At 65.6% G+C, this 25,359-nt stretch carries 26 protein-coding genes; 14 read left to right on the top strand and 12 right to left on the bottom strand.

Annotation, left to right across the window (positions count from 1 at the left end; translation table 11 throughout):
• The first annotated feature begins 49 nt into the window (after positions 1-49).
• From ACE3RX_RS08390 to ACE3RX_RS08365, 6 genes are all read left to right on the top strand, one after another.
• Positions 50-1,162: a branched-chain amino acid ABC transporter substrate-binding protein gene (locus ACE3RX_RS08390; protein ID WP_374482270.1), complete on the top strand. Its 1,113-nt coding sequence runs from the start codon at positions 50-52 to the stop codon at positions 1,160-1,162.
• Between the two features lie 181 nt (positions 1,163-1,343).
• Positions 1,344-2,276, top strand: a complete 933-nt coding sequence (locus ACE3RX_RS08385) for a branched-chain amino acid ABC transporter permease (protein ID WP_374482268.1) — start codon at positions 1,344-1,346, stop codon at positions 2,274-2,276.
• Positions 2,277-2,293: 17 nt separating this feature from the next.
• Positions 2,294-3,394, top strand: coding sequence for an ABC transporter ATP-binding protein (locus tag ACE3RX_RS08380; protein ID WP_374482266.1), 1,101 nt, complete (start codon positions 2,294-2,296; stop codon positions 3,392-3,394).
• Positions 3,391-4,179 (top strand): ABC transporter ATP-binding protein, encoded by a 789-nt coding sequence (locus ACE3RX_RS08375; RefSeq protein ID WP_374482264.1) that lies wholly within the window; start codon positions 3,391-3,393, stop codon positions 4,177-4,179. Before ACE3RX_RS08380 ends, ACE3RX_RS08375 begins: the two co-directional genes overlap by 4 nt.
• A complete protein-coding gene (locus ACE3RX_RS08370; RefSeq protein WP_374482262.1) occupies positions 4,176-4,901 on the top strand; it encodes an ABC transporter ATP-binding protein in 726 nt (241 codons plus the stop codon). Before ACE3RX_RS08375 ends, ACE3RX_RS08370 begins: the two co-directional genes overlap by 4 nt.
• 67 nt (positions 4,902-4,968) lie before the next feature.
• Positions 4,969-5,547, top strand: coding sequence for a putative metalloprotease CJM1_0395 family protein (locus ACE3RX_RS08365; protein ID WP_374482260.1), 579 nt, complete (start codon positions 4,969-4,971; stop codon positions 5,545-5,547).
• On the opposite strand, the gene ACE3RX_RS08360 is transcribed toward ACE3RX_RS08365, so the two are convergent.
• On the bottom strand, positions 5,487-6,239 hold the full coding sequence (locus ACE3RX_RS08360) for a hypothetical protein (protein ID WP_374482258.1): 753 nt from the start codon (positions 6,237-6,239) through the stop codon (positions 5,487-5,489). The genes ACE3RX_RS08365 and ACE3RX_RS08360 overlap by 61 nt on opposite strands.
• Positions 6,240-6,356: 117 nt before the next feature.
• Between ACE3RX_RS08360 and ACE3RX_RS08355 the strand changes: the two genes are divergently transcribed.
• Together ACE3RX_RS08355 and ACE3RX_RS08350 are read left to right on the top strand one after the other, a co-directional pair.
• Positions 6,357-6,902 (top strand): NUDIX domain-containing protein, encoded by a 546-nt coding sequence (locus ACE3RX_RS08355; RefSeq protein WP_374482256.1) that lies wholly within the window; start codon positions 6,357-6,359, stop codon positions 6,900-6,902.
• Positions 6,903-7,152: 250 nt separating this feature from the next.
• Complete coding sequence (locus ACE3RX_RS08350) at positions 7,153-8,169, top strand: PEP-CTERM sorting domain-containing protein (RefSeq protein WP_374482254.1); 1,017 nt, start codon at positions 7,153-7,155, stop codon at positions 8,167-8,169.
• Here ACE3RX_RS08350 and ACE3RX_RS08345 read toward each other — a convergent pair.
• The 5 genes from ACE3RX_RS08345 to ACE3RX_RS08325 all read right to left on the bottom strand — a co-directional run bounded on the left by ACE3RX_RS08345 (position 8,153) and on the right by ACE3RX_RS08325 (position 12,375).
• On the bottom strand, positions 8,153-9,373 hold the full coding sequence (locus tag ACE3RX_RS08345) for a multidrug effflux MFS transporter (RefSeq protein ID WP_374482252.1): 1,221 nt from the start codon (positions 9,371-9,373) through the stop codon (positions 8,153-8,155). The genes ACE3RX_RS08350 and ACE3RX_RS08345 overlap by 17 nt on opposite strands.
• Positions 9,374-9,467: 94 nt before the next feature.
• A complete protein-coding gene (locus tag ACE3RX_RS08340; protein ID WP_374482250.1) occupies positions 9,468-9,863 on the bottom strand; it encodes a hypothetical protein in 396 nt (131 codons plus the stop codon).
• A 19-nt stretch (positions 9,864-9,882) separates the two neighbouring features.
• On the bottom strand, positions 9,883-11,382 hold the full coding sequence (locus tag ACE3RX_RS08335; RefSeq protein WP_374482248.1) for a YifB family Mg chelatase-like AAA ATPase: 1,500 nt from the start codon (positions 11,380-11,382) through the stop codon (positions 9,883-9,885).
• A 61-nt stretch (positions 11,383-11,443) separates the two neighbouring features.
• Complete coding sequence (locus ACE3RX_RS08330) at positions 11,444-12,010, bottom strand: YceI family protein (protein WP_374482246.1); 567 nt, start codon at positions 12,008-12,010, stop codon at positions 11,444-11,446.
• Between the two features lie 104 nt (positions 12,011-12,114).
• On the bottom strand, positions 12,115-12,375 hold the full coding sequence (locus tag ACE3RX_RS08325) for an accessory factor UbiK family protein (protein ID WP_374482244.1): 261 nt from the start codon (positions 12,373-12,375) through the stop codon (positions 12,115-12,117).
• A 264-nt stretch (positions 12,376-12,639) separates the two neighbouring features.
• Between ACE3RX_RS08325 and ACE3RX_RS08320 the strand changes: the two genes are divergently transcribed.
• The 4 genes from ACE3RX_RS08320 (at position 12,640) to ACE3RX_RS08305 (ending at position 16,436) form a co-directional block, all read left to right on the top strand.
• Complete coding sequence (locus ACE3RX_RS08320) at positions 12,640-13,386, top strand: TorF family putative porin (RefSeq protein ID WP_374482242.1); 747 nt, start codon at positions 12,640-12,642, stop codon at positions 13,384-13,386.
• Between the two features lie 57 nt (positions 13,387-13,443).
• Positions 13,444-13,782 carry a P-II family nitrogen regulator gene (glnK, locus tag ACE3RX_RS08315; RefSeq protein WP_079434291.1) on the top strand — a complete coding sequence of 113 codons (339 nt, stop codon included), beginning with the start codon at positions 13,444-13,446 and terminating at the stop codon, positions 13,780-13,782.
• Between the two features lie 14 nt (positions 13,783-13,796).
• A complete protein-coding gene (gene amt / locus ACE3RX_RS08310; protein WP_374482239.1) occupies positions 13,797-15,332 on the top strand; it encodes an ammonium transporter in 1,536 nt (511 codons plus the stop codon).
• Positions 15,333-15,419: 87 nt separating this feature from the next.
• Positions 15,420-16,436, top strand: coding sequence for a hypothetical protein (locus ACE3RX_RS08305; RefSeq protein ID WP_374482237.1), 1,017 nt, complete (start codon positions 15,420-15,422; stop codon positions 16,434-16,436).
• 29 nt (positions 16,437-16,465) lie between these two features.
• Here ACE3RX_RS08305 and purU read toward each other — a convergent pair whose 3' ends face one another.
• The 3 genes from purU to ACE3RX_RS08290 form a co-directional block, all read right to left on the bottom strand.
• Positions 16,466-17,341 (bottom strand): formyltetrahydrofolate deformylase, encoded by an 876-nt coding sequence (gene purU, locus ACE3RX_RS08300; protein WP_374482235.1) that lies wholly within the window; start codon positions 17,339-17,341, stop codon positions 16,466-16,468.
• Positions 17,342-17,398: 57 nt separating this feature from the next.
• Entirely contained in the window at positions 17,399-18,007 is a 609-nt protein-coding gene (thrH, locus tag ACE3RX_RS08295) for a bifunctional phosphoserine phosphatase/homoserine phosphotransferase ThrH (protein WP_374482233.1), read from the bottom strand.
• A gap of 106 nt (positions 18,008-18,113) precedes the next feature.
• Positions 18,114-20,024: an ATP-binding cassette domain-containing protein gene (locus ACE3RX_RS08290; RefSeq protein WP_374482231.1), complete on the bottom strand. Its 1,911-nt coding sequence runs from the start codon at positions 20,022-20,024 to the stop codon at positions 18,114-18,116.
• Positions 20,025-20,097: 73 nt separating this feature from the next.
• Here ACE3RX_RS08290 and ACE3RX_RS08285 point away from each other — a divergent pair, with 73 nt between their 5' ends.
• Positions 20,098-20,820, top strand: a complete 723-nt coding sequence (locus ACE3RX_RS08285; protein ID WP_374482229.1) for a hypothetical protein — start codon at positions 20,098-20,100, stop codon at positions 20,818-20,820.
• Here the strand turns inward: ACE3RX_RS08285 and ACE3RX_RS08280 are convergent.
• The 3 genes from ACE3RX_RS08280 to ACE3RX_RS08270 all read right to left on the bottom strand — a co-directional run bounded on the left by ACE3RX_RS08280 (position 20,803) and on the right by ACE3RX_RS08270 (position 24,500).
• On the bottom strand, positions 20,803-21,435 hold the full coding sequence (locus ACE3RX_RS08280) for a 2-hydroxychromene-2-carboxylate isomerase (RefSeq protein WP_374482227.1): 633 nt from the start codon (positions 21,433-21,435) through the stop codon (positions 20,803-20,805). The two genes, ACE3RX_RS08285 and ACE3RX_RS08280, sit on opposite strands and share 18 nt — an antisense overlap.
• An 83-nt stretch (positions 21,436-21,518) precedes the next feature.
• Positions 21,519-23,135: a methyl-accepting chemotaxis protein gene (locus tag ACE3RX_RS08275; protein ID WP_374482225.1), complete on the bottom strand. Its 1,617-nt coding sequence runs from the start codon at positions 23,133-23,135 to the stop codon at positions 21,519-21,521.
• A 63-nt stretch (positions 23,136-23,198) separates the two neighbouring features.
• The gene (locus tag ACE3RX_RS08270) at positions 23,199-24,500 is read right to left on the bottom strand and encodes a TIGR03862 family flavoprotein (RefSeq protein WP_374482223.1); all 1,302 of its coding nucleotides are present in this window, start codon (positions 24,498-24,500) and stop codon (positions 23,199-23,201) included.
• A 167-nt stretch (positions 24,501-24,667) separates the two neighbouring features.
• Between ACE3RX_RS08270 and ACE3RX_RS08265 the strand changes: the two genes are divergently transcribed.
• Positions 24,668-25,345 carry a cytochrome c gene (locus tag ACE3RX_RS08265; protein ID WP_374482221.1) on the top strand — a complete coding sequence of 226 codons (678 nt, stop codon included), beginning with the start codon at positions 24,668-24,670 and terminating at the stop codon, positions 25,343-25,345.
• Positions 25,346-25,359 lie beyond the last annotated feature (14 nt).

The following is a 25,359-nucleotide window of genomic DNA, read 5'->3' as shown; positions in this document are numbered from 1 at the left end:
CGAAGTTGCTTGGCTTTTGCACACCATACAAATAAGAGGAGAAACCCGCATGAAACACACCCTTGTCGCCCTCGCCGTGCTCAGTCTTGGTGCATCTGGCGCCTACGCCCAGGAAGTCGTCAAGCTCGGCACCGCTGCGCCGCTGACCGGCACCCAGGCCCACCTGGGTAAGGACATCGAGAACGGCGTGCGCCTGGCCATCGAGGAGTACAACGCCAAGGGCGTGACCCTGGGCGGCAAGAAAGTGAAGTTCGAGGTGCAGGCCGAGGACGACCAGGCCGATCCGAAGACCGCCACCACGGTGGCTCAGCGTTTGGCTGACAGCGGTGTGAAGGGCGTCATTGGCCACCTTAATTCCGGTGCCTCCATCCCCGCCTCGCGGATCTATAACGAAGCCGGCCTGCCGCAGGTGTCGCCGGCCTCGACCAACCCCAAGCTGACTCAGCAGGGCTTCAAGGGCGCTTTCCGCACCATCGCCAATGACGTGCAGCAAGGTCAGGCCATCGGCCGCTACGCCGCCACCAAGCTGGGCAAGCGGATCGCCCTGATCGACGACCGCACGGCCTACGGCCAGGGCCTCGCCGACGAGGTGGACAAGGCCGTCAAGGCCGCCGGCGGTACTCTGACCGGGCGTGAATTCACCAGCGACAAGGCCACCGACTTCCTGGCCATCCTGACCCGTATCAAGGCCCAGAATCCGGACGTGATCGTTTATAGCGGCATGGATACCCAGGGCGGTCCGATGCTCAAGCAGATCAAGCAGCTCGGCATTACCGCCAAGTTCATCACCGGCGACGGCGGCTGCACTGGCGAGATCGCCAAGCTGGCCGGCGACGCGATCGGTGCCAACGCTTTCTGCACCCAGCCTGGCCTCCCGCTGGACAAGATGCCGGGTGGCAAGGACTTCAACGCCCGCTTCAAGAAGCGCTTCAACACCGACGTGCAGATCTATGCGCCGTATTCCTATGACGCCACTGCGGCGATCATCGAGGCGATGAAGGCAGCCAACAGTTCCGACCCGGCCAAGTACGGCCCCTTCATCTCGAAGGTGCATTTCCCCGGCGTGATCGGTACCGTGGCCTTCGACGCCAAGGGCGACATCAAGGACGGCGCGGTCACCGTCTACCAGTTCAAGGCCGGTAAGTGGGAGGCCGTGCAGTAATCCGCTCCGGCACCAGGCCCGTGGGGGTGGAGCTGTGTGGCGCATGTGTGGGGGCGAATTCATTCGCTCTTGGCACGCGTCTTACCGCTCCGCTCAAGCTCTGCGTCTCACGTCCGCGGGCGAATGAATTCGCCCCCACGGGGGGCTTTCCCTTCCTTCTCTTTGTCGCGCATCACCCTTAATGGAAACCCTCCTCCAACAAACCGTGAATGGCCTCGTCGTGGGCAGCGTGTATGCGCTGGTCGCCCTCGGCTACACGATGGTCTATGGCATTCTCGGCCTGATCAATTTCGCCCACGGTGACGTGCTGATGGTTGGCGCGCTGGTCGCCCTCGAGGCAATCCGCCTGATCCAGACCCATGCGCCCGAACTCGGCCTGGTGCCGACGCTGCTTGCCGGGCTTTCCGTCTCGGTGCTGGTGTGCATGGTGCTCGGCTACACCATCGAACGTACCGCCTACCGCCGCCTGCGCAACGCGCCGCGGCTGGCGCCACTGATCACAGCCATCGGCGTGTCCTTCCTGCTGCAGACGATCGCGATGATCATCTGGGGCCGCAACTACCATACCTTTCCGCAGCTGGTGTCCACCGCGCCGCTGGAGCCGGTGGCCGGCGTCTTCATCACGCCGGTGCAGATTGCCATCCTGGTGGTGTCGGCTGCGTTGATGGTGGCCTTGATGCTGCTCGTCAATAAGACCCGCCTCGGCCGCGCGATGCGCGCCACCGCCGAGAACCACAAGGTGGCGAGCCTGATGGGCGTGGACACCAACAAGATCATCGCGGCCACCTTCATCATCGGTTCTGCGCTGGCGGCTGTGGCCGGCGTGATGTTCTCGTCCAACTACGGCATCGCCCACTACGCGATGGGTTTCATGCCCGGCCTCAAGGCCTTCACCGCAGCGGTGCTGGGCGGCATCGGCAACCTGGGCGGAGCGATGCTCGGCGGGCTGGTGCTGGGCCTCGTCGAATCCATCGGCGCCGGCTACATCGAGGACATGAGTTTCGGCTTCCTCAATTCCAGCTATCAGGACATCTTCGCGTTCATGATCCTCGGCATCGTGCTCATCTTCCGGCCCACTGGCCTGCTGGGTGAGCGCGTGGCGGACCGGGCGTAGCAGGGGAGGCTGAAAAAATGAATGAACTCGCCCTCGCCATTCCCTGGCTCGGCAAGCGCAACCCGGCGGCGGCCCGCGGTGTTGTGATCCTGCTGGCCTTCGCGGCCCCGCTGATCGCCATGCTGTTCGGCAAGACCTGGGTGCGCATCCTCGATTTCGCGATGCTCTACGTGATGCTCGCCATCGGCCTCAACCTGGTAGTGGGCTTTGCCGGCTTGCTCGACCTGGGTTACATCGCGTTCTACGCGGTCGGTGCCTATACCTTTGCCCTCCTGGCCTCGCCCCATTTCGAGCTGCACCTGCCGTTCTGGCTGGTGTTGCCGCTCGGGGCCGGTTTCGCGGCGCTGGCCGGCATCGTCCTCGGGCTGCCCACGCTGCGCCTGCGCGGCGACTACCTGGCCATCGTCACGCTGGGCTTCGGGGAGATCGTGCGGATCTTCATGAACAACCTGAACCAGCCGATCAACATCACCAACGGGCCGCAGGGCATCAACATGATCGACCCGCTGGTGCTGTTCGGCTGGGATGTCTCCAAGCCCTTTAAGATCGGCGAGGAGATCACGGTCAATTCCCTGTTTCAGTATTACTACATCTTCCTGGCCTTCGTCGTGCTGTCGGTGGTCCTGGTCCAGCGCCTGCAGGTGTCGCGGGTCGGCCGGGCGTGGGCGGCGATCCGCGACGACGAGCTGGCCGCCAAGGCGATCGGCATCAACACCCGCAACATGAAGCTGCTGGCTTTCTCGCTGGGGGCGACCTTCGGCGGTGTGTCCGGCGGGCTGTTCGCCGCCTTCCAGGGCTTCGTGTCGCCGGAGAGCTTCTCGCTGATGGAGTCCATCGCGGTGCTGACGATGATCGTCTTCGGCGGCATGGGTAACCTGGCCGGCGTCATTGTTGGCGCGCTGGCCCTCACCGCGCTGCCGGAAGTGCTGCGCTACGTAGCGATCCCAGTGCAGCAGGCGCTTTTCGACAAGGTCATCCTCGATCCCGAGGTGCTGCGCATGCTGCTGTTGTCGTTGGCGATGATCTTCATGATGCTGCTGCGCCCGGCCGGGCTGATCCCCGCCTACAGCCGCTACTCCCGCCCCGAGTTGGTGGTGGGCAAGGAGGCTGGCAAGTGATCACCCTGCTTGAAGCCCGCGGCATCACCAAGCGCTTCGGCGGCCTGACGGCCCTGTCCGATGTGTCCCTGACCATCCGCAAGGGCGAGGTGTATGGCCTGATCGGCCCCAACGGCGCCGGCAAGACGACCTTCTTCAACGTGCTGACCGGCGCCTACGTGCCGGACGGCGGCGAGTTGGTGTTCAATGGCACCGAGCTGCCCACCGGCAAGCCGCACAAGGTTGTGGAGGCCGGCATCGCCCGCACCTTCCAGAACATCCGCCTGTTTCGCGACATGACCGCGCTGGAGAACGTGATGGCGGGCCACCACATCCGCTCCCGCGCCAACCCGTTCTCGATCCTGCTGCAAACCCGCCAGGCCAAGGAGGAGGAACGCTTGATCACCGAGCGCGCCTATGAGCTCCTGCGTTACGTCGGCATCGAGCGCTTCGCCGACACGGTGTCGAAGAACCTTTCCTACGGCGACCAGCGCCGTCTGGAGATCGCTCGCGCACTGGCCACCGAGCCGCAGCTGCTGGCGCTCGACGAGCCGGCAGCGGGCATGAATGCCACCGAGACCGCCAAGCTGCGCGAACTGGTGCAGACCATCCGCCACGACGGCGTCACCGTGCTGCTTATCGAGCACGACGTGAAGCTGGTGATGGGCTTGTGCGACCGCCTCGCGGTGCTCGACTTCGGCAAGAAGATCGCCGAAGACGTGCCCGCCGAGGTGCAGAAGAACGATGCCGTGATTTCCGCCTACCTGGGTGGGCATGGCACCCATAAGACGGGAGCGGCGGCATGAGCGACGCGAACACGCCGATCCTCCAGCTGCGCGACACCAAGGTCGCCTACGGTGCTATCGAGGCGGTGAAGGGCATCAGCCTGGAACTGGCGAAGGGGGAACTGGTGTCCCTGATCGGAGCCAACGGCGCCGGCAAGACCACCACGCTGAACGCCATTGCCGGCACCCTCGGCACCGCCGGAGGTGAGATCCGCTATGCCGGCGAGGCCATCGACAAGCTGCCGGCCCACAAGCGCCTGCGCAAGGGCCTGGCCCTGGTGCCGGAGGGGCGCGGTATCTTCACGCGCTTGACCGTCGAGGAAAACCTGCGCATGGGCGCTTACTGCCGGCGTGACACGGACGCCGTCGAGGCCGACATGGAGCGTATCTTCGGCATGCTGCCGCGGGTCAAGGAGCGCCTGGCCCAGGTGGCCGGCACCCTGTCCGGCGGCGAGCAGCAGATGGTGGCCATCGGCCGCGCGCTGCTGTCGCGGCCCAAGCTGCTGTTGCTTGACGAACCGTCGATGGGCCTGGCGCCGCTGGTGGTGGAGAAGATCTTCGAGGTGATCCGCTCGGTGGCCGCCGAGGGGGTGACGATCCTGCTGGTCGAGCAGAACGCCAACCTGGCGCTGGAGTTTTCCCAGCGGGCTTATGTGATGGAGTCCGGGCGCATCACCCTCAGCGGTTCGGGTGCCGAGCTGCTGGCTGATCCCAAGGTGCGCGCGGCCTACCTGGGTGAGTGACGGAGAGGGCTGACGTGGAGGGTTTCGCCGTCTAGTCTTTATAGACGGGATCCCCTTTGTGTCACCCATGTCCGTTCCGTCCATCGGTACGTCCTCTCTTGCTGTCCTCAGCCAGGCCCTGGCCGCCCAGACCAAGGTGCGGACGGCTGCGTCCACGGAGCAGAAGCAGGCCGCAGTGAGCGGCAGGCTGAGCGAGTCGGACCAGCGTGTCGTCGCCAAGCTGCAGGAACGGGACCGGGCCGTGAGGGCCCACGAGCTGGCCCACATCGCAGCCGGTGCCGGGGTTGTCACCAGCGGAGCCAGCTACACCTACGAGACCGGCCCGGACGGCAAGCGCTATGCCAATGGCGGTGAGGTCGGCATTGACGTCTCGCCGGGGCGCACGCCCCAGGACACCTTGCGCAAGGCCCAGCAGATCCGCGCGTCGGCACTGGCGCCGGCCGACCCGTCTGCCCAGGACCGCAGCATTGCCGCACGGGCCGACCAGATGGCGACCGAGGCACGCATCGCGCTGGCGGATGCTTCCAGCCAGTCGGCCAGTGCTCCACCTACCCGCAGGGGCAACGACGACCCGGCCAGTGCCCTTTACCTGAGCGTCGCAGGTGGGCGGGATGCATCGGGGAGCCGCGTCAATACCTGGGCCTGAGCTTGATGGACGGCCCATTCGACCAGTTGCCAGCGTGATCCGTTGATCGGCCACGGCACGTAGGCAAAGGGGCCAATGCCGCTGAGGTGGAAAGTGGCATGGTCCGTCACCGTGATGGCCTGCCCCGGCCAGAAGTGCGCCAGCGTCGTTTCCAGGTTCTCCGTTTCCGTGATCGTGAGTTCCTTCAAGCGTCTTGGCGCAGCGCTGGTCGAGATCACATCGTGGTAGCTCGCCCAGTTGCGTTCGGCCAGGTGGCGCCCGAGTAGCGTGGACCAGTTCTCTTCCGGAGCATCGACTTGTCCGAGTACGTTGGAGAACAAAAAAGCCGCGCCCGGAAAGCGCTCCGCCAGCCATGCGAGCCCGTCCCGCGTGCGCAGGCAGTCCAGCCGGTCGAATCGGAGCGCTGCTGCATCGCGTCGGCGGGCCAGCAGGCGACGGGCGATAGGATCAGGCTCCAGTGCGATGACGCACTCAAACCGGGCCAGGAAGCCGTCCGGCAGCGCGTAGCCTGCATTGGGGCCGACGATGACGAGTGTCCTCTCGGCAACCTGCCAGCCGTCGAGCCAGCCGGCCACCGCGGCATGGAAGGCCGCCCAGCGCTCATGCCGGTGGTGCCATGCGCGCAGGTGATATACCAGGCCGCCGCTGGGGTCGAGAAGGTGGTCGCGCAGGCGGGGAAAATCAGCGGGCACGGGCGTGGCACGATGAGGATCGAAGTGCCGATTATGCCGGATGGGCTGGTCAGCCCCGTGTCAGGGATGCCATGCTTCAGCCTTTATCGAATCTGCTTGAGCAAAAAGGAGAATGGGATGACGGATCCCCTGCACGAGGCGCAGTTGTCATCGGATATGGTGTTCGAAGGGCAACTCCTGAAGGTCTATCGGGACCAGGTGCGTCTGCCCGACGGCAAGGACGGGGTGCGCGAATACATCAAGCACCCGGGCGCGGTGGTGGTGATCCCGGTGCTGGCGGACGGCCGTCTGGTCTTCGAGCGCCAGTTCCGCTATCCGGTGGGGCAGGCCTTCCTTGAATTGCCGGCCGGCAAGCTCGATCCCGACGAGGACATCCTGGATTGCGCCCGACGCGAATTGCAGGAGGAAACCGGCTACGTCACTGAGCAGTGGCGCTACCTGGGCGTGATGCACCCGTGCATCGGCTACTCCAACGAGCGTATCGAGATTTTCCTGGCCACCGGTCTGGAGCATGTCGGTCACGCCTGGGACGACGGGGAGTTCCTGGAAATCCTGACCCTCAGCCTGGAGGAAGCCCGCGAGGCGGTCTTCGACGGCCGTATCACCGACGCCAAGACCATCACCGCACTGTTCTGGGCCGAGCGGGAGCTGGCGAAGGGCTGAGCGGGCGCCCGTCCCTGACCTGCTGCCTATGACGGGTGGCGGAACGGCAAGCCCACGACTAAGCTGCGTGAGTGGTTATGACCACTCCGCGGTGTCAACTTTTCGGTGCAATCCTGCGCGAAAGGCTGCATCCCCGGTTAAAACAACGTCAGGGGCGATATACATGAACAGAAGCGTTTTGTCGGCTTTGGGCCGGGCCGCTGTTGCGGCGGCCTGCCTGCCCGCTGCAGCCCATGCGGGGGTGATCGGTATGCTCGGCAATTTTGATGTCATCAACGACACCGGCAAGACTGCGCATGGTTTCGAGATCGAGCTGGAAGGGCTGCATGCTTCGCAGATCACCGATACCTTCGGCGGGCCGGGCCGGGGTTTCCCGACCGGGCGCGGGTTTGATCCGGCCAGTAGCGTTGTACGTTACGGGTCGCCGATCATCACGGAATACTCCAACGGTGCTGTTTTTGGCACACGCGTCACCTACCGCGGCGTTTACGACGGCAGCAACTGGGACTATGGGACGCCTAGCGGCACCTTCATCACACCGGGTGATAACTGCTGGTCGGGCGGCGGGGTGGGGTATTCGGCCAGTACGCCCTGCGATCATTTCGGGGTGGGGACCAGTGCCAACCCGGTGAATGTCACCTACAACTGGCTCCTCGAAACGGCCGCCGCCGGTGTGCTGACCAATGGCACGGTGACCCTGCCGGCGCCGACCTGGAACGTGGTTCAGCCACCGCCGCCGCCGGTGGGCCAGCCGCCGGCACCGCCGGTGGTGGAGGCGAAGATCGTGGCGCCCGTTGCAGTAGATCCGGACCGTTTCGGGCCGGCGATCTGGGTCAAGGTGTTTACTACTGAACTGGAGGACGCCGTCGGGCTTGAGGAACTGGTTGCCGATAACAAGAAGGTCAAGCAGGCGGAAACCGAGATCGAGTGGCAGTTGCTGCAGCGGGATCCTGGCAATCCCGATTCTGGCAAGCTGGAAAGCGGCTACGGGGCGCCGGTCGGTCCGAAGGCAGCGTCCATCCTGAGGCGTTATGAATTCTTCAAGTATGCCGGTCTTTACGATCCAGAAACCAACGAGGCGCTGGTTGGAAGCGATTCACACCCGACTCCCGAAGAGATCGGCACCTATCTTGGGGCTCAGAACGCAGCCCTGAACCTAGATATCGCGCAGATTCCGAACCCGCCTGGCGGACGGCTACCCGAGCCGGCCTCGGCGGCTTTGCTGCTGGCTGGGCTGGGGGCGCTGCGCTTCAGTCGTCGGCGTTGAGGGGGATGCGGCTTGTTGCCGGGCTGCCTCGGTGGAAGTGGTGCCACCACAGCCCGAAGCAGGTCATTCCGAGCAGCAGGCAGCCCGTCGCGCCCGCCGCCAGACCTGGCACCGTGTCCCACAGGGCCGGTGCCAGCACGCCGGCGGCGACGGCGCTCACCAGCATCTGCAGGAAGCTCTGGCAGCTTGAGGCGACGCCGCGCTGGGCTGGGAAATGGTCCAGCGCCAGCAGGGTCAGGCTGGGCATTGCGATGGCCATGCCGAAGTTGTAGAGGGCGATCGGTAGCACGGAGTGGGGCAGGCCGGCGGGCATCAGGAAGGACAGCCCCAGGTTGAGGATGGTGGCGACGAGCATCAGCCCGTAGCCGAGGGCGATGGTGCGGGCCTGCGACAGCCGGCCGGCCAGTCGCGCCGACAGCGCCGAGCCGCCCATCATGCCCAGCACGCAGGGAATGAAGAACCAGCCGAAGCCGGTTTCCGGCAACTGCAGGTGGCGCATCAGGAACACCGGCGCCGACAGCACGTAGATGAAGAAGCCGTTGAAGTTGAGGCCGACGGCGAAGGTCAGCAGCAGAAAGCCCGGCGTGCGGAAGACCTGCGCGTAGCGCCGCGCCAGCGGGCCGGGATGGAGCGGATGGCGGGCAGCCGGTGGATGGGTTTCCGGCAGCTTCCAAGCACACAGGCTGGCTAGCACGAGGCCCAGCAGGGCTAGGAAGACGAACACCGCGCGCCAGCCGAAGGTGCTGTAGATCCAGCCGCCGAGGATGGGGGCGATGGCCGGGCCGAGGGCGAAGGCCATGCTGACGTGGCTCATCATGCGCTGCGCGCGCGCGCCTTCCATCAGATCGCGGACCACCGCGCGGCCGACCACCATGCCGGCGCCGGCACTGATGCCTTGCAGACCGCGTCCGAGCAGCAGGGTCTGGATGCCGCCGGCGAACACGCAGACCAGCGAGGCCAGCGTGAACAGCAGCATCGAGATCACGATCACGCGCTTGCGCCCGTAGGCGTCGGACAGGGCGCCGTGCCACAGCACCATCGCGCCCAGCGGCACCATGTAGGCGGTGAGCGTCTGTTGCACCTCCACCGGGCTGACACGCAGGTCGGCGCCGATGGCTTGGAGGGCCGGCAGATAGGTGTCGATCGAGAACGGACCGACGGTGGCGAGCGCCGCGAGCAGCGCCGCCAGCTGGGCGTAAGGCATGGGGTGTCCGGAAAAAAGGAGCAGTTCAGCAGGGCGAGGTGCCTGGGCGGGGGCGAATTCATTCGCCCCCGCAGGAGCAACTCCCAATGTTGTTCTACTCGACGGCGTGGATCTTGGTCACGTAATAGCCGGTTTCACCGAAGCAGGTGGAGGGGATGCCCACGTGCTGTTCGTAGGACAGGGCGACCCGTTTGCCCATTTCGGTGTTGATGGCGGCCGCGACCTTGTCGTCGCGGACGGTGAATTTGAAGATCTCCGGCAGGCTGCCGGGAATCGCGACTATGGCCAGTTCGCCTTCCCAGGTCTTGCACAGCCAACCCTTCTGGGAAAACTTCTGCACATAGCCGGCACGTTCGCCCGACGAATAGCTCCAGCTGAGGGTCAGCCAGGTGTAGCCGGCGGCCAGGGCTGCGATCAGGATGAGGAAGCCGGCCAGCCACAGGCGCCAGTTCTTGGCGCGGGGGAGACCGGAAGAAAGCGTGGAAGCCACGGAAAACTCCTGTTCATGTTCAATTGAATTCCCCCGGGCCGCGACGGCTCTGCACCGCTTCGGCTATGTGGGGGGCGCCGATATTGTCGGCGCCGTTCATGTCGGCGATTGTACGCGCCACTTTCAGGATGCGATGGTAGGCGCGTGCCGACAGGCCCAGGCGCTCGATGGCGGTGCGTAGCAGCGCGTCACCGGCGACATCCGGCCGGCACCATCGATTGACACCGGCCGCGTCGAGGCGTGCGTTGGGCATGCCCTGCCGGGCCTGCTGGATGGCCCACGCACGGGCGACACGCTCCCGCACCACTGCCGAGCTCTCGCCGCTGGCCGTGGTTTGCAGTTCGGCGACCGACAGGGCAGGCACTTCCAGCACCAGGTCGATGCGGTCCAGCAGCGGGCCGGACAGGCGCTGGCGATAGCGCCGGACCTGCTCCGGCGTACACCGGCAGCGGCCGTCCGGGTGGCCGTGGTAGCCACATGGACAGGGATTCATCGCCGCGACGAGTTGAAAGCGGGCCGGAAACTCGGCCCGGCGTGCCGCGCGGGAAATCGTGATGTGGCCGCTCTCTAGCGGCTCGCGCAAGGCTTCGAGTACGCGCCGGTCGAACTCGGGGAGCTCGTCGAGATACAGCACGCCGTTGTGTGCGAGGCTGATCTCGCCAGGCCGGGGTGTGCTGCCACCGCCGACCAGTGCTGCCGTCGAGGCGGAATGGTGAGGGGCGCGCAGCGGGCGGTGGTGCCAGCGTTCGGGGTGAAAGCTGCCTTCGATCGACTGCACGACGGCACTCTCCAGGGCCTCCCGGTCGTCCATCGGCGGCAGCAGGCCGGGCAGGCGCTGGGCCAGCATGGATTTGCCGGTGCCCGGTGGGCCGTACAGCAGCAGGGAGTGTTGGCCGCTGGCGGCGACCTCCAGAGCCCGGCGGGCCTGGGCCTGGCCTTTGACGTCGGCCAGGTCGGGGTAGGCCGGCGGTGGCGCCAGTGTCGCGCCGTCATGGGGGGCGAGAAGCGTGTGCCCACACAGATGGGCGGCGACGGCCGACAGGCTGCGTGCCGGCAGCATCTGCACGTCCTGTACCAGCGCGGCTTCGGGGGCGTTGGCGATCGGCAGGATCAGCGTGCGTCCGCTGTGGGCAGCCTGCCGGGCCAGCGCCAGGGCGCCACGTACCGACCGTAGTTCGCCGGTGAGGGATAGCTCGCCGGCGAACTCGTAGCGGTCCAGCCGATTGGCCGGAATCTGGCCAGAGGCGGCGAGGATGCCCAGCGCGATGGGGAGGTCGAAGCAGCCGCCCTCCTTGGGTAGATCGGCAGGAGCCAGATTGACGGTGATGCGCCGCTGCGGGAACTCGAACTGCGCGGTCTGCAGCGCGGCGCGCACGCGGTCGCGGGCCTCACGGACCTCCGCATCCGCGAGACCGACCAGCGTGAAGGCCGGCAGGCCATTGGCCAGGTGTACCTCGACGGTGACTTCAGGGGCCTGCAGGCCGACAAGGGCGCGGCTGGTCAGGAGGGCTATACTCACGGCGTATCTTTTTGGAATAAACCGGCAGTCTAGCCCAGGCGTGGCTGGGTTTAGTGCATTGTCATTGTTGCTCGCGATAGGCTTCCACCGAGATTACCAGGCGCACCTCGTCGCTGACCGAGGGGATGTTCTTGGTCATGCCGAAATCCGAACGCTTCAGGCGGGCGGTGATGTCGGCGCCGCAGGTTTCGCGCTTGTTGAGCGGGTGGGGGGCACAGTGGAAGCGGGACAGAGTAAGCACCAGCGGTTTAGTGATGCCGAGCAGCGTCAGGCTGCCCTCTGCCGACACCGGCTTCTCGCCGTCGAAGGTGAGGCGATCGGCCTTGAAGCTGATCGTCGGATAGGTCTCGGTGTTGAAGAAGCCCTCGCCGCGCATGTTCTCGTTCCATTTGGCGAAGCCCATGTCGATGGACGCCGCGTCGATGGTGACTTCCACCGAGCCGCGACGGGCCGCGCTGTCGAGGACGATCTTGCCGCTGGTCTTGTTGAAGCGCCCGCGCTGGGTCGAGAAGCCAAGGTGGTCGGTCTCGAACAGCGGGTAGGTGTGGTTGGAGTCGATCGTGTAGCTGATGGGGGCAGCGAAGGCGGGGGCGCTGGCGACGGCAAGCAGGGCGAGCAGCTTCTTCAAGGGATGTCTCCGGGAAAGCGAAAGGGTGTTTGTAATTGATCTTGGGCTGGCATGAAAAAGGGCGCCGGGGCGCCCTTGCAATGACCGTCGGAACGGCAGGAGGTTCAGCCCGCCTCTGCCGGCGGACGCGAGGCCAGTTCCGACTCAAGTTGGGCGACCCGGTGTTCGAGTTCGGTCAGCTTTTCGCGGTAGCGGGCGAGGGTTTCCTTCTGCAGGTCGAATTCCTCCCGCGTTACCAGGTCGAGCCTGGAAAAACCGCTGGCGAGCAGGGCGCGGGCGTTCTTTTCAAGGTCCTTGGCGGGGCTGTTGGCGAGAAGTTCGGAAACCTTCGAACCGATTTCATCGAGGATTTTGGGATTGGCCATGGCAGCGTTCCTCACAGGAAAGGGGATAAATCCAAGTCGTAACCCAGTTTAGCACCGGAGCCCGTCGACGGTTGCGGCGCACCATGCACCAACACGGCGCCCTCTATTGGTGCGTACTCCCAAAGTGGTGCGGATTGAATTTTTTCTGCGCTGCAGCAAGGCTCGATTATTGATGTCAAGTCATTGAAATAATTGTATTTTTAAATCTGGCATGATGGTTGCTAAGTTGTGTTGGCCAACTTTTATTACTAGGAGAATCCAATCATGCGCATGACCGCTATCGCTTCCGCCTTGCTCGCAGCCTGTGCCGCCCTGCCGTCCCTGGCAAACGCTGCCGACGCGGCGCCCGCTCCCGAGCACACCTTCACCAGCAACGTCACGCTGGCGTCGGAGTACATCTACCGCGGTATCGGTCAGACCAACCGCAAACCGGCGATTCAGGGTGGTTTCGACTATGCGCATTCGAGCGGCCTGTACGCCGGCACCTGGGCGTCCAACGTGTCCTGGCTGACCGACGGCAGCTCCACCGTCAGCAACAGCATCGAGATGGACTTCTACGGCGGCTTCAAGAACACCGTCGGCGACTTCGGCTACGACGTGGGCGTGCTGCAGTACTTCTACCCGGGGTCCGGCTACGGCAACAACCCGAACACCATTGAAGGCTACATCGCCGGTTCCTGGACCTTCCTGACCCTGAAGTATTCGCATTCCTTCAGCGATCTGTTCGGCTGGACCGACTCCAAAAACTCCGGCTATCTTGACCTGACCGCCGCCTACGAACTGAGCCCGGGCCTTAACCTGATCGGCCACGTGGGTCGCCAGAAGATCCACGGTGACAACAGCGGCGCCTCCTACACCGATTACAAGCTCGGCGTGACCAAGGACATCGCCGGCGTCGTGGTCGGCCTGAGCTACATCAACACCAACGCCAGCCAGGCCTTCTACACCAACGCCTTCGGCAAGGACCTGGGCAAGGACCGCGTGCAGCTGACCATCACCCGTACGTTCTAACTTCCCCCCGTAACCGCGCGGCGGCTCGTTCGGGTCGCCTTGCATGAGGACCCAACCATGAAACTCGTAACTGCCATCATCAAGCCCTTCAAGCTGGACGAAGTGCGTGAGGCCCTGTCCGCCATCGGCGTGCAAGGCATCACGGTAACCGAGGTCAAGGGCTTTGGCCGTCAGAAGGGCCACACCGAGCTGTACCGCGGCGCGGAATACGTGGTCGATTTCCTGCCGAAGGTGAAGATCGAGGCCGCCGTCAAGACCGAGATCCTCGATCAGGTCATCGAGGCGATCGAAAAATCCGCCAGCACTGGCAAGATCGGTGACGGCAAGATCTTCGTGTTCGATCTCGAACAAGCCATCCGCATTCGTACCGGCGAGTCCGGTGCCGAAGCGCTGTAAGGGAGCTTCCCATCATGAAAAAACTCTTCGCAGCCCTGCTGACGACCCTCACGGTCGGTTTTGCGGGCCATGCGCTGGCCCAGGACAAGGACGCTCCGGCCGCGCCGACTGCCGCCCCCGCGGTGACCGCCCCGGCCGAGGCCAGCGCTGCGGCCAAGCCTGCTGAAGCACCGGCCGCAGCCCCGGCTGCCGCTGCCGAGGCCAAGCCGGCAGAAGCTGCTGCTGCCGCGCCGGCTCCGGTACCGAACAAGGGCGACAACGCGTGGCTGATCGTCGCCACCGCCCTCGTCATCATGATGTCCATTCCTGGCCTGGCTCTGTTCTACGGTGGCCTGGTCCGCGCCAAGAACATGCTGTCCGTGCTGCTGCAGGTGTTCACGGTGTTCTCCCTGATCAGCGTGCTGTGGGTGCTTTACGGCTACTCCGTAGCGTTTACCGAGGGCAGCGCCTTCTTCGGTGGTCTCGACAAGGTATTGCTGAAGGGCATCACGCCGGACTCCGTGGCCGCCACCTTCTCGAAGGGCGTGGTGATCTCCGAGTTCATCTATGTGGCTTTCCAGGGGGCCTTTGCCGCCATCACCGTGGCCCTGATCCTCGGTGCCTTTGCTGAGCGCATCAAGTTTTCCGCCGTGCTGCTGTTCTCCGTCCTGTGGTTCACCTTCAGCTACCTGCCGATGGCCCACATGGTCTGGTACTGGGCGGGTCCGGATGCCTACACCTCCGCTGAAGCGGCTGATGCCGCCAATGCGACGGCCGGCTTCCTGTTCCAGAAGGGGGCCCTCGACTTCGCCGGCGGTACCGTGGTGCACATCAATGCCGCCGTCGCTGGCCTGGTGGGTGCCTTCCTGGTTGGCAAGCGTGTCGGCTTCGGTCGTGAATCCTTCGCTCCGCACAGCCTGACCCTGACCATCGTTGGTGCTTCCCTGCTGTGGGTGGGCTGGTTCGGCTTCAACGCCGGCTCCGCGCTGGAAGCCAACGGCTCTGCCGCCCTGGCCTTCGTGAATACCTGGGTCGCCACCGCTGCTGCGGCCGTGTCCTGGCTGCTCGCCGAATGGATCATCAAGGGCAAGCCGTCTGGCCTGGGCGCTGCATCCGGCGCCGTGGCTGGTCTGGTGGGTATCACCCCGGCCTGCGGTTTCGTTGGTGTCGTCGGCGCGATCGTCATTGGCCTGCTGGCTGGTGTGGTGTGCCTGTGGGGCGTCAATGGCCTGAAGCGCCTGCTGGGTGCGGATGACTCCCTCGACGTCTTCGGCGTGCATGGTGTTGGTGGCATTCTCGGTGCGATCCTCACCGGTGTGTTCGCCTCCCCGTCCCTGGGCGGCGTCGGCATCTGGGATTACGTCGCCAACAAGGCTGCCGATACTTACTCCATCGGCGACCAGGTCATCGTCCAGCTGACCGCGGTCGGTATCACCGTCGTGTGGTCTGCCGTTGTTGCCTTCATTGCCTACAAGCTGGTCGACATGTTCATCGGCCTGCGCGTGCCGGAAGACGAAGAGCGCGAAGGTCTGGACATCACCTCCCACGGCGAAACCGCTTACCACCAGTAATACCGGTAACCGGCTTCACCATGAAACGGGCGCTTAGGCGCCCGTTTTTATTTATGCTTGCCACTGATGGTTCGAAGGACGTTGGGGATGGGTTTTTTTGACTGGTTGCTGGGCGGACGGGAGCCTTCCTGCGGGGGGGACGGGCGCTTGCAGGCGGCGGTGGCGCGGGTGATCGGCAGCGTCGATCCGCGTCTGCAGTTTGTGGACGATGCATCCCCGCGGCTGTGCCCCGCGGTGACCCATGCGCTGGCCTACGCGGACCAGGTGGTGGCGTGCATTCCGCCACGTGTAGAGATGAACCCCCTCGAGTGGTCGCAGAGCCCGGTGTTGCGTGCTGTCTTTGCACGGCCGGCGGATGTGTCCGAGACGCTGGCGGGTAGCGTGGATCTACAGGATTTTCTGGCTTCGCCGGCAGCGGCGGGGCTTGAGCGTATCTTCTGCATGGTGGCGGCGACACGCATCGAGCAGAAGGTGCTGGGTGTCGCGCTGGAGGGCGACCAGCTGCGCCAGGACGTGCCGCAGACCACGGTGAGTTTCCAGCATTTCCGGCTGTTTGCCTTTGCTGCGGACGAGGTGACGCTTTTCCAGCGCATCCACGAGCTGGTGCTCGAGGGCCTGGTGATGGCGGCACTGCAGGGTATTGCTGCGCAGCAGCGGCAGAGCGACAAGCTCGGTTTCGACCATCACCTGCTGCAGAGCCGCTTGAGCCTCCTCGAACGCAGCCGGCCGGGCCTGGACGCGCTGGAGTGTCACTCCTGGCGCGGCCGTGACCTGGACGGCCTGCGCCGCCAACTGGCGGACAACGAAGCCGCCCTGGCCGAAAGGCGCGTCGCCGGCGCCGGACTGGAAACGGTGTTGAGCACCGTGATCGAGACCTTGCTAGCGGCGGAGCGGGTGATCCACGCACAGCGCCTCTCGCTGCGCTTGAACGCGATGAACGTGCTGGTCGATACCGGAGAGGATGACGCGCTGACTGTCCCCCTGATCGAGTTCTCGACACCGACCGCAGCCGGCGCACGACGTAGCGCCTTCCTGGCCAGTTTCAACAGGGATGCGGTAGTGGAGCGGAGGCTGGACTTCGCCGCGGGGATGCGGCTGCTCTAAGGCAACCGTATCTCCGGCGCCTCCCGAGCTCAGCGGAACACGACGGTCTTGTTGCCGTGGACCAGTACCCGGTCTTCCAGGTGGTAGCGCAGGCCGCGGGCCAGCACGGCTTTCTCGATGTCCTTGCCGTAGCGGACCATGTCGTCCACCGAGTCGGAGTGGTCGATGCGGATCACGTCCTGCTCGATGATCGGGCCCTGATCGAGGTCGGCCGTCACGTAGTGGCAGGTCGCGCCGATGAGCTTGACGCCCTTGGCGTAGGCCTGGTGGTAGGGCTTGGCACCGACGAAGCTGGGCAGGAAACTGTGGTGGATGTTGATGATCTTGCCCGGATGGGCCGTGCACAGCTCCGGCGACAGGATCTGCATGTAGCGGGCCAGCACCATCGTGTCGCCATGGGATTCCTCGAACAGGCGCTGTACCTCGGCGTAGGCCTGGGCCTTGTTGTCCGGGGTAACGGGCACGTGGTGGAAGGGAATGCCGTGCCACTCGACGAAGCCGCGGAAAGTATCGTGGTTGGAGATCACGCAGGGGATCTCGATGTCCAGTTCCTTCGACTGCCAGCGTGCCAGCAGGTCGTAGAGGCAGTGTTCCTGCTTGGAGACGAGGATCACCACGCGCTTCTTGACCGCCGAATCGGTGATCTTCCAGTCCATGTTGAGCTCTTCAGCGATCGGGCGGAAGCGTTCGCGGAACTCGGTGAGCATGAAGGGCAGTGAATCGGCCTTGATCTCGATGCGCATGAAGTAGCGCCCGCGGTGCTCGCTGTCGACGGCGGGTTCGGCGTGGAGCGCGGTTTCGAGGATCCAGCCCTTGTGTTCGGCGATGAAGCCGGACACCTTGGCGACGATGCCGGTGCGGTCGGGGCAGGAGGCGGAGAGGGTGTAGAAGCGTTCGCGGTGCATGATGGGCTCAGGCACCGGCCGCCGGCCACGGGGCCGCGACCGGCGTATCGGATGGGGTCAGATGCGGGCGGATGCGGCGCGGATCTGGGCGGCCAGACCGCTGTACTCGCGTTCCACCGGAAACTGCGGGAACTCGGCGATGACGTTGTCCGGCGCGCGGAACAGGATGCCGGCGTGGGCTTCCTTGAGCATCGCGGTGTCGTTGTAGGAGTCGCCGGCGGCGATGACCTTGAAGTTGATTTCCTTGAAGCGCTGGACGGCTTCCTTCTTCTGGTTGGCCATGCGCAGGTGGTAGTTCACCAGGTAGCCCTCGGCGTCGGCTTCGAGCTTGTGGCAGAACAGGGTCGGCATGCCGAGCTGTTCCATCAGCGGCATCGCGAATTCGTAGAAGGTGTCGGACAGGATGATGACCTGGAAGTCCTTGCGCAGCGCATCGAGGAAGTCCTTGGCGCCGGGCTCGGGGCCCATCTCGGAAATCACCTTCTGGATGTCGGGCAGGCCCAGCTTGTGCTGCTTGAGCAGATCCAGGCGGTACTTCATGAGCTTGTCGTAGTCCGGCTCGTCGCGGGTGGTGCGACGCAGTTCGGGAATGCCGGTGCGCTCCGCGAATTCGATCCAGATTTCGGGGACGAGAACACCTTCGAGGTCGAGACAGACGAGTTGCACGGCAAAAGCTCCAGGTTACGGCGGTTGATTTGGCGAATCCGTGATTCTAGCAAAGAGACTGTGACGGCTTCAGGGGGAATGTGTCGTGAGTTCCGGGGCTGTCGATCTAGTCGGCCGGAATGGCGTCGAGGGCTTCGTGCAGCTCCAGCCAGCGTAGTTCGGCTTCGTCGATCTTCTCGCTGAGTTCGGCTTGGCGCTTGAGCAGCTTGGGCACCTCGCCGGCGTCGGGGCCGGTGTACAGGTCGGGGTCGGCGAGGCGCTCATCGAGCTTGGCCTTTTCGGCGTTCCACGGGGTGAGCTTCTTGTCGAGCTGTTCCAGCTCCTTCAGCAGCGGCCGGCGGGCGGCTAGGCGGGCCTGGCGGTCGGCAGCAGCGGCTTCCCGGTCGGCCTTGCGGCTGGCCTTGTCGGCAGCCTTGTCCGGGCACTGGCCGGCGGCCGCATCGGCCGCGCGCTGCTGGGCCAGCCAGCTCTTATAGTCGTCCAGATCGCCGTCGAAAGGCTGCAGGCGGCCCCCATCGACGAGCAGGAAGCGGTCGCATGTGGCGCGCAGCAGGGCCCGGTCATGGGACACGATGACCATGCCGCCTTCGTAGTCCTGCAGCGCCAGCGTGAGGGCGTGGCGCATTTCCAGGTCGAGGTGGTTGGTCGGTTCGTCGAGTAGCAGTAGGTTGGGCTGGTTCCAGATCAGGATTGCCAGCGCCAGGCGGGATTTCTCGCCGCCTGAGAAGGGGCCGCAGGGCGTGGTGGCCATGTCGCCGTTGAAGTCGAAGCCGCCGAGGTAGTTGCGCAGTTCCTGCTCGCGGGTCTGCGGGGCAAGACGCAGCATGTGCTGCAGCGGCGATTCGTCGGGGCGCAGGCTCTCCAGCGCGTGCTGGGCGAAATAGCCGAGCTGTAGGCCCTTGCCTTCGCGGCGGACGCCAGCGGTGGGCTGCAGGCCACCGGAGAGCAGCTTGATCAGTGTCGACTTGCCGGCGCCGTTGCGGCCGAGCAGGCCGATGCGCTCGCCCGGGCGGATGGTCAGCTTCATGTCCGATAGGATCGGCTTGTCCACGTAGCCGGCGGCGGCATCCTCGATCTGCAGCAGCGGATCGGGGGCGGCGGTGCATTCCCGGAAGCTGAAGGTGAACGGGTTGTCGATGTGGGCGGCGGCGATGACTTCCATCCGCTCCAGGGCCTTGATGCGGCTCTGGGCCTGGCGGGCCTTGGTGGCCTGGGCGCGGAAGCGGTCCACGTACTTTTGCAGGTGGGCGCGCTCGCGTTGCTGCTTTTCGAACAGCGCTTGCTGCTGGGACAGGCGCTCGGCGCGCTGGCGCTCGAAGTTGGAGTAGCCGCCGGTGTACAGGGTGAGCTGCTGGTTCTCGATGTGGGCGATCTGGTTCACCACCGCGTCGAGGAAGTCGCGGTCGTGGGAGATCAGGACCAGGGTGCCGCGGTAGTCGGTGAGCCACTGCTCCAGCCAGATGACGGCATCCAGGTCGAGGTGGTTGGTCGGCTCATCGAGCAGCAGCAGGTCGGAGCGGCACATCAGCGCCTGGGCCAGGTTGAGGCGCATGCGCCAGCCGCCGGAGAAGTCCGCCACCGGGCGTTCCAGCTCGGTGCCCTTGAAACCGAGGCCGTCCATCAGCGCAGCGGCGCGGGCACGGGCCGCGTAGCCCCCGATCTCCTGCAGACGGCCGTGGAGGTGGCCGATCTCCTCGCCGTCGTGGGCAGCTTCGGCCTTTTCCAGAGCGACTTCGATGCGGCGCAGCTCGGTGTCGCCGTCGAGCACGTATTCGATGGCCGGGCGCGGCAGGGCAGGGGTTTCCTGAGCCACATGGGCGATGGTCCACGACGCCGGCATCTCCAGGTCGCCCGAATCCTGGTGGAGTTCTCCACGCAAGAGGCCGAACAGGCTGGACTTGCCGCAGCCGTTGGCGCCGGTCAGGCCGACTTTCCATCCGGGGTGGATCTGCAGGCTGGCGCCTTCGATGAGAGTCTTGACGCCCCGTGCGAGGCGGAGATTGCGAAACTGGATCACGGCAGCGGAAGCGGTAAGCGGGCAGGAAATCCGGTATTGTAAGCAGTTCCGTCGTGTCCAGCCCTGTTGTCCCATGCGTCGAAGCTACCTGCCCCGTCTGCCCGTCCTGTCCGCCCTGCTGCTGGCTCTGTTGTGCCAAGGGCCCGTGCTGGCACAGGAGGCCCCTGTCGATGAAGCGGCGGAAAAAGTCCGTGCGACGAAGATGCGTGAAGAGGCCAAGGCCCTGCGGGAAGCCGCAGAGGCCCGCGCCGGTGAGGAGGAGGCCGCCTGTTCCCAGCGTTTTCTGGTGAACCGTTGCATCGACCAGGTTCGCCAGCGCCATGTAGCGGATATCCGCCAGGCTCGGGCCCTCGATCTGGAAGCGGGGCGTATCGAGTTGGCGGAGAAGAACCGCCGTTACGCCGAGCGTCTGGCCGAGCAAGCCGAACAGGCGCCGCAGAAGGCCGTCGAGAAGGCCGAGCAGGAGGCCCGCAATCGTGCCGACAGCGAGGCGCGCCTGCGCCAGCTGGCGGAGAAGGACATGGAGCGCGTCAAGCGCGAGCAGGACGGCCAGTCCCGGGCGCTGCACGAAGCCGAGGCGCGCCAGGCCAAGGAAACTGCCGACGCACGGCGTCGGGCGGCCGAGGCGGCGGCGGCGGCCAAGCGCTCCAGCCAGGCTGAGAGTGACCGTCGCGCCTACAAGGAGCGGGCCGAAAAGGCTGCCGAAAAGCGGGCCGAAAAGGCGGACAAGCTCAAGCAGGCCGATCCGGCCAAGTCTCCGGCCAAAGCCGTCGAACCGCTAACGCCCGGCCGCTGAGTCGGGCCGGGTCGGGGGAGCGCTCGCCCAGGCCAGCGCGTCCTCCAGACGGTCGTTGCCCCAGAACAGTTCGCCATCCGGCGTGATGAAGCTCGGCGCCCCGAACAGGCCGCGCTCGGCGGCCTGTTCGGTCTGGCTGCGCAGGGCCAGCTTGTTCTCAGGGCTTTCCGCCTCGGTGAGGATGGCTTCTGCAGGCAGCTTCAGGGCCTCGAGTATGTCCCGGATCACCGCCGGATCGGCAATGTCCCGGTCCTCGGCAAAGTTGGCCTGCATCGTTGCTCGGGTGAAGGCGCCGATCCACGGCTGGCTGGCGCCGGTCAGCGCGACCCTGGCGGCCAGCAGGCCGTTGCGCGGGAAACGCGACGGCACCTGGAACGGCAGGCCATAGCGGGCCGACAGTCGGGCCAGGTCCCGCCACATGTAGCGGCCCTTGGGCGGATAGATGTTGAAGGGCGAGTCGTTCCAGCCCAGGGACAGGAATACCGGCCCGAGCAGGAAGGGCCGCCACGCCAGCTTGACGCCGGCCTGTGCGGCCAGCGCCTCGATCCGCATCACGCTCAGGTAGGAATATGAACTGGCGAATTCGAACCAGAATTCGAGGGGTTTGCTGTTCATCGGCGCCTCCATCGCGGTAGGAGAGCGGAAAGTCTAGCACTCCTGCTGTCGGCGAATGGGCTCCGGGCGGCGAGCGCCCGGTTTCAGACCTTGTACAGCTGCAGCGTGGCGATCTGGCGCTGGGCCTGGTCATCGAGGCTGCGGGCGGTGGCCGACAGCTGTTCGGCGGTAGCGGCGGCTTCCTCTGCCATCTGGGCGATGCGTTCGACCTGGATCGCAATGTTGTTGCTGGCGGCGCCCTGTTCGCGGATCGCGTCGGAGATCTCCGACACCATGTGGGCGGTGCCGCTGGCGGCGCTGCCGATTTCCTTGATGGCCTTGTCGGTGTCATCGGCACGCGCCACGCTCTGGGTGACCAGGTGCTCGGCCGCTTCCATCTCCTCGGCTGCCTGCTCGGAGTGGCGGCGCATGGCCTCGATCGTGGTGGCGATCTCCTGGGTCGAACTGGCGGTGCGTTCGGCCAGCTTGCGCACTTCGTCCGCCACCACGGCGAAGCCACGGCCCTGTTCGCCAGCACGGGCGGCCTCGATGGCGGCATTGAGGGCCAGCAGGTTGGTCTGGTCGGCCACTTCCTTGATGACCTGGACCACCGATCCGACACGTTCTCCCTGGGCGCCCAGCTCCCGCAGAGAGGCCGCGGCGGCACTCACCGAGGCGGAGATGCTGCGGATGTCGGCAATTGTCCGGTCGATGGTCTTCGAGCCGGTGCGTGCCATGTCGCCGGAACGGTCGGCCAGGGTGTGGGCTTCGTGGGCGCGGTCGCCCACATGGTTGACGCTGACCGTCATTTCCTCGACCGTCGAAGCGATCGCGGAGGAGGACTCGCTCTGGGAGCCGGCAGCGCTGGAGACGTGATCGGAGGCCCGGTTCATTTCGCGGCTTGCATCGGCGACCGAACGGGCGCCTTCGGTGAGGCTGCGGAAGTTGTCCTGCAGCTTGGACAGCAGCTGGTTGAAGGCCGTGGCGGTTTCGCCGATCTCATCCATGCGGCGCACGGGGGCGCGGACCGTGAAGTCCTGGCTGTCATTGACGTGAGTGAGGGTGTCGCGGATGCTGGCCAGGCTCGTGCGCAGCGAGCCGATGAGCAGCTGGGCGAGCACTCCGACAAGCAGGCAGGCACCGATGAGGGTGGCGGCGGTGGTCCAGATGGCCGTGGCCGAATGCTCCGTATTCTCGCGGTTGAGCTGTTCGGCGAGTTGATAGTTGTACTGCTCGTGTTTGCTGAGGGCGTTGCCGGCGGCAGATGCCTTCTCGCGCATGCTCACGCGCAGGAAAGTGCGTATGGCCTCCAGGTCATTCGCGTCGACCTTCGCGAAGTAGGCCTCACGGATCCGGCGGTAATCGGTGATCGCCCGTTTGTCCGCCTCCAGCAACTGCTTGTCAGTGTCGTCGGAGATCAGTTCGCGCTCGTACTTCTGCAGCGTGAGATCGAGCTGGCTGTCCGCCTCTTGGATTTCCTTGGCGATCTCGCTCCGGTGGGCCGCGTCCACCGCCAGTGCCAGCTGGTAGGTGCCCAGCCGACTGGCGGTGAGCTTGCTGCGGGCCTCGAGCAGGGTTTGCAGGCTCGGGAAGGTGTTGGCCTGCACGTAGTCGAAGCGGGCACTGGCCTGGCGGAGCTGCCAGATGCCCAGACCGCCGACGAGGATCAGCGCGAACAGGGCTACGCTCAGGGTTAGGATGAGGCGTTGCGTCAGTTTCATGGTCTCTGCTCGGTGCCGGCGGAAAGGGTGGAGCAGGTGCTGACGGCTCTAATTCCTATAACTTTAGATATATTTTTCGGTGCCGGAGGCATCTATGCTTACGGGCTTCTGCTGCAGCCAGGCGGCCACGCCGAGTCCGGCGCTCCGCCCGCTGGCGAAGCAGGCGGTGAGCAGGTAGCCGCCGGTCGGGGCTTCCCAGTCGAGCATTTCTCCGGCGCAGAACAGGCCGGGGTGCCGCCGCAACATCAGTTGTTCGTCGACTTCCTCGAAACGCACGCCACCAGCGCTGCTGATCGCTTCGTCAAGGGGGCGGGGTGCGACCAAGTGCAGGGGCAGGGCCTTGATCGCAATGGCCAGGCGGGCCGGGTCGTCCAGCACCTCGGTACTCAGGCACTCCCTGAGCAGGGCCATCTTCACCCCAGCGATGCCGACCCGGCTCTGCAGGTGGCTGGCCAGGGAGCGGGCGCCGCGAGGATGGGCGACCTCGGCGGCCACCCGTTCCAGGGGGCGGCCGGGGGCCAGGTCGATCGACAGGGTAGCCGCGCCGTCCTGCTCGATGCGCGCGCGAATGCGCGCGGACAGCGCGTAGATGAGGCTGCCCTCGATGCCGTCGGCGGTGATCATCGCCTCGCCGCTACGCGGTGGCGCATCGTCGCCCTCCACGCGGATGCTTACCGACTTGAGGGGCTGGCCGGCGAAGCGCTCGCGGAAATGGGCGCTCCAGCCGCTCGCACCGTCGGCGCGCGGCGAGCCCGCGATGAAGCCGCAATTTGCCGGACGCAAGGGGGCGATCCCCACGCCCACTTCGCTGAGGGTGGGAATCCAGGCGCCATCCGAGCCCAGGCGGGCCCAGCTGCCGCCGCCGAGGGCCAGCACGCAGGCGTCCGCGTGGTGACGCTGCAGGCCATCGGGGGTGGTGAACAGCAACTGCCCATCGGCATCCCAGCCGGTCCATCGGTGCCGCACATGGAAGCGTACGCCAGCCTCGCGCAGGCGCTGCAGCCAGGCGCGCAGCAAGGGGGCGGCCTTCATCTCGGCGGGGAAAACGCGCCCGGAGCTGCCGACGAAGGTCGTCACGCCCAGGCCTTCGACCCACTCCCGCAGGGCCTGCGGGCCGAAGGCCCGGATCATCGGCTCGATCTGCGCCTGGCGCGAGCCATAGCGGCCGGCGAAGGCTGCAAAGGCTTCCGCGTGGGTGATGTTGAGCCCACCGCGGCCAGCCAGCAGGAACTTGCGTCCGACGGAGGGCATGGCGTCGAAGACATCCACCTGCAGGCCGGCGGCGGCTGCGGTTTCCGCGGCCATCAGGCCGGCAGGGCCGCCGCCGATGATGGCGACTGAGGCGGAAAGGGTAGGGGACGGCATGGGGCAGGGTCCGGCGATGGAACGGAAGGCGCGATTGTAGTGGCGCCGCGGCCGCCGGGGCAGGTTTGTTTTATTGCGCTGCAAGCATCGCCCGGGCTTATGCCAAGGGACTACAATCGAGGCGGTCGTGAAGACGGCTCCTGAATAACAACAAAGGGAATAGCGCAATGTCGATCGAACGAAAGGGTTTTGCCGGGATTCGCTGGTGCTGGGCGCTGCTGGGCTTGTCGATGGCGACGGCCAGTGCGCCGGGGGTGGCGCAGACGCAGACGGCGGGGCCGGCGGCCCGTGGTCAGCTGGAAAGGATCGTGAAGGCCTCGTCGGCCGAACAGAAGACGGCCCAGGATGCCGGCCGCAAGGCGTCCTTCTTCTGCGCCAATTGTCACGGCGAGACCGGTCTCAGCAAGTATAACGAAGTGCCCAACCTGGCCGGCCAGCACCCGGCCTATGTGCTAAACCAGATCGATGCCTTCCTTGCCGGCAAGCGCAAGGATCCCTTCATGCAGGGGCTGATGAAGGTTCTGAAGGATGAGGAAAAGGCCAACATCGCGGTCTTCTATGCCGCCCAGCCGGTGGTACCGGCGGTTTCCATGGCCGGCCCGCGGGCGGCCGAGGGCCGGGCCTTGTTCGACAAGAACTGCGCGCGCTGCCACGGCGCGGAGGCAAAGGGCGCCGAAACCTTCCCGCGCCTGGCGGGGCAGCAGGCCGAGTACCTGCGCCGCAGCCTGACCCGCTACCTGACCATGAGCGGCGAGCGGATCTACCCGCCGATGACCGCAGCGGTGACCGGCCTCGGCGAGCAGAACATCGAGGCCGTCGTCCAGTACCTCTCGGCGTTGCGCTGAACAGGACCGCAGTC

The sequence above is a fragment of the Zoogloea sp. genome, from assembly GCF_041914405.1.
In the GTDB taxonomy this organism is placed as follows: Bacteria; Pseudomonadota; Gammaproteobacteria; order Burkholderiales; family Rhodocyclaceae; genus Zoogloea.
This window is presented reverse-complemented; position numbering and strand designations above follow the sequence as displayed.

Excerpts from the sequence above, each read along its gene's own strand:
- ACE3RX_RS08390 (WP_374482270.1), top strand. The coding sequence starts at position 50 with ATGAAACACACCCTTGTCGCCCTCGCCGTGCTCAGTCTTGGTGCATCT.
- ACE3RX_RS08385 (WP_374482268.1), top strand. The coding sequence starts at position 1,344 with ATGGAAACCCTCCTCCAACAAACCGTGAATGGCCTCGTCGTGGGCAGC.
- ACE3RX_RS08380 (WP_374482266.1), top strand. The coding sequence starts at position 2,294 with ATGAATGAACTCGCCCTCGCCATTCCCTGGCTCGGCAAGCGCAACCCG.
- ACE3RX_RS08370 (WP_374482262.1), top strand. The coding sequence starts at position 4,176 with ATGAGCGACGCGAACACGCCGATCCTCCAGCTGCGCGACACCAAGGTC.
- ACE3RX_RS08365 (WP_374482260.1), top strand. The coding sequence starts at position 4,969 with ATGTCCGTTCCGTCCATCGGTACGTCCTCTCTTGCTGTCCTCAGCCAG.
- ACE3RX_RS08355 (WP_374482256.1), top strand. The coding sequence starts at position 6,357 with ATGACGGATCCCCTGCACGAGGCGCAGTTGTCATCGGATATGGTGTTC.
- ACE3RX_RS08350 (WP_374482254.1), top strand. The coding sequence starts at position 7,153 with ATGCTCGGCAATTTTGATGTCATCAACGACACCGGCAAGACTGCGCAT.
- ACE3RX_RS08345 (WP_374482252.1), bottom strand. The coding sequence starts at position 9,373 with ATGCCTTACGCCCAGCTGGCGGCGCTGCTCGCGGCGCTCGCCACCGTC.
- ACE3RX_RS08325 (WP_374482244.1), bottom strand. The coding sequence starts at position 12,375 with ATGGCCAATCCCAAAATCCTCGATGAAATCGGTTCGAAGGTTTCCGAA.
- ACE3RX_RS08320 (WP_374482242.1), top strand. The coding sequence starts at position 12,640 with ATGCGCATGACCGCTATCGCTTCCGCCTTGCTCGCAGCCTGTGCCGCC.
- glnK (WP_079434291.1), top strand. The coding sequence starts at position 13,444 with ATGAAACTCGTAACTGCCATCATCAAGCCCTTCAAGCTGGACGAAGTG.
- amt (WP_374482239.1), top strand. The coding sequence starts at position 13,797 with ATGAAAAAACTCTTCGCAGCCCTGCTGACGACCCTCACGGTCGGTTTT.
- ACE3RX_RS08305 (WP_374482237.1), top strand. The coding sequence starts at position 15,420 with ATGGGTTTTTTTGACTGGTTGCTGGGCGGACGGGAGCCTTCCTGCGGG.
- purU (WP_374482235.1), bottom strand. The coding sequence starts at position 17,341 with ATGCACCGCGAACGCTTCTACACCCTCTCCGCCTCCTGCCCCGACCGC.
- ACE3RX_RS08285 (WP_374482229.1), top strand. The coding sequence starts at position 20,098 with ATGCGTCGAAGCTACCTGCCCCGTCTGCCCGTCCTGTCCGCCCTGCTG.
- ACE3RX_RS08280 (WP_374482227.1), bottom strand. The coding sequence starts at position 21,435 with ATGAACAGCAAACCCCTCGAATTCTGGTTCGAATTCGCCAGTTCATAT.
- ACE3RX_RS08275 (WP_374482225.1), bottom strand. The coding sequence starts at position 23,135 with ATGAAACTGACGCAACGCCTCATCCTAACCCTGAGCGTAGCCCTGTTC.
- ACE3RX_RS08270 (WP_374482223.1), bottom strand. The coding sequence starts at position 24,500 with ATGCCGTCCCCTACCCTTTCCGCCTCAGTCGCCATCATCGGCGGCGGC.
- ACE3RX_RS08265 (WP_374482221.1), top strand. The coding sequence starts at position 24,668 with ATGTCGATCGAACGAAAGGGTTTTGCCGGGATTCGCTGGTGCTGGGCG.